The following is a 2,098-nucleotide window of genomic DNA, read 5'->3' on the forward strand; positions in this document are numbered from 1 at the left end:
CCTCGCCGGCGGTCTACCACGCCGTGGAGGCCAAGCAGTACAGCACCGAGCTGCTGGCCTCGGTGCTGGCGCTGCTGCTCTACGTTCGTCTGCCCGCCCGGCCCGGGGCCAGGGCGCTCTTGGGCTGGGGGCTGGCCGGGGCGGCGCTGCTGTGGTTCTCCTACTCGGCGGTGTTCGCGCTGGCCGGCACGGGGCTGGCTGCGGGCCTGGGGGCGCTGCGGCGGGGCGGCTGGCGGGGTGCCCTGCCCTACGCGCTGCCCGCCGCCCTGTGGCTGTGCTCCTTCGCCGCCGTCTACGCCCTCTTCCTGGGACGCTACCAGGACTCCCGGTGGCTGACCGTCTTCTTTGAGAAGTATTGCCAAGCGTACCTTCCGCTTTCTTTCTCTCCCGCCACCTTATTCAAGTGGTTTTTCGAAAAGGCGAACGAAATTGTGAAAAATCCCTTGGGGCAGACTTTCCGGTTTGCAGTGGCTTCTCCTGCGGTATTCGTTCTGCTTCGGTTTATTCCGCTGGTTCTGCTGGGCGGCGGCATGGCGGTGATGCTGAAGAAAAACTTCTTCCGGTTCACGGTTCTGTTTTTTCCTGTCTTGCTGGTGCTCGTTGCCTCCGCGTTGAAGCAGTATCCTTTCTATGAGCGCCTGGTGCTGTTTCTGGCCCCTATGTTTCTCTTGTTCATGGTGTACTGTGCGCAGGAGATCGTTGGTTTCGTCTCGAAAAAGATGAATGCCTCTGCCGTGCAGATGGCCTTGGTGGCTGTGCTGCTTGCGCCTCCCCTGTATAATGCCGTCAGGGAAATCTACCAGCCTGATTATTTCCTGAACAAAGAAAAGGGACGGGAAGCGCTCTTATTCATCAATGAGAAGTACAAAGCCGGCGATGCCGTGTACGTGTACTGGAACATGTGGCACGTCTACGACTACTACAAAGAAGCGTACCGTCTGAAGTTTACTGCTATCAAGGGAGAAGATCTCAAAACTGCCTCCGCGAATGAGACCGAATACCTGCAAAACCTAACCCCCTCCTTCCGCCAGTTACAAGGGAAAAAGCGGCTATGGTTTCTGTATGACTCTTATCTTCGGATCAACATAGGGGGCTTTGTAGAGCAGCCAGCCTGGTATTTTGACGCCAACTATATGCCCGGACAAACTCTGGAGGCCGCTTTCTCTTCTTCCGGGAAGAGAATGGAAGAAAAGTTCAGAGGAAAAGATGCCGTGGTTTCCTCGTTTGAGCTTGCGCCTTGAGGTTATTCTGTCCAGGAGAAACATCGGTCCAATACAGCATGGACTGTACTCATTCAGTCAGCTTTGCGCTAAGATTGAATATTTAGTTTAGAGTCAGGTAGTTACTGCTAGCTTTAAAATTAGATGTGGGAGTGATCAACAATCAGTTTGAAGGTGAAGGTCTGAAGGTGAAATCCTGCATAAAGTAGGAATGTGAATGTTGGTTGTGCGTGCTGATTGGTCAGCTGTTTTAGGGCCGGAATTCTAAAAAGAGGCTGTTTTTAGGCTGCGAAATTGTTTTCCCTTAGCAAGAGTATTCATCAGATGTTTGCTAAATAAGGAGGCTTTTTCTTCTGCTTATCTGGAGTCCTATTTTAGGGATGCTGTTTCTCAAAACCAATTTAGAATACTGGGATTTCCTGAAATCCTTGTCTTGACTATTTCCTTGATTCTAAGCTTTCGCCGTCCATAAAAGGATTTGGCGGCTGAATACGCCAGGGAATTAGACAAGCTGAATGCTATAGTCTGGACGCAAACTTTCACAAGTGTATAAAGCTCCTTTCCATCTTTTCCTTTCAGTGACATGCCTTCTTCTACCCGAGATTCCCCGACTGTACTTTCCGCACCCCTGTTAGTCCGAGAAGAGGTTCCTCCGCTTTCCCCTGGAGGAGGGGGAGGCGGGCGGCTGGTGCTGCTCCTGACGTGGCTGGCGGTGGGGGCGGGGTCGCTGCTGCGGCTCTTCCACTGGGCGGACAACCGGGCGCTGTGGCGCGACGAGCTCTACCTGGCGGCGAGCCTGGTGCGGCGCGGCTTCTGGGAGCTGGCCACCGGCCCGCTGGCCTACGAGCAGAAGGCGCCGCTGGGCTTCCTGTGGGCCG

The 2,098-nt window shown here is 54.4% G+C and carries 2 protein-coding genes; both read left to right on the top strand.

Annotation, left to right across the window (positions count from 1 at the left end):
* A partial coding sequence (locus H7U12_RS20490; protein ID WP_186641660.1) for a hypothetical protein occupies window positions 1-1,241 on the top strand: 1,241 nt, incomplete at its 5' end.
* A gap of 667 nt (window positions 1,242-1,908) precedes the next feature.
* On the top strand, window positions 1,909-2,098 hold a 190-nt coding region (locus H7U12_RS20495), incomplete at its 3' end, for a hypothetical protein (protein WP_206683965.1).

Origin of the sequence: Rufibacter sediminis (assembly GCF_014269285.1) — a bacterium.
Taxonomy (GTDB): Bacteria; Bacteroidota; Bacteroidia; order Cytophagales; family Hymenobacteraceae; genus Nibribacter; species Nibribacter sediminis.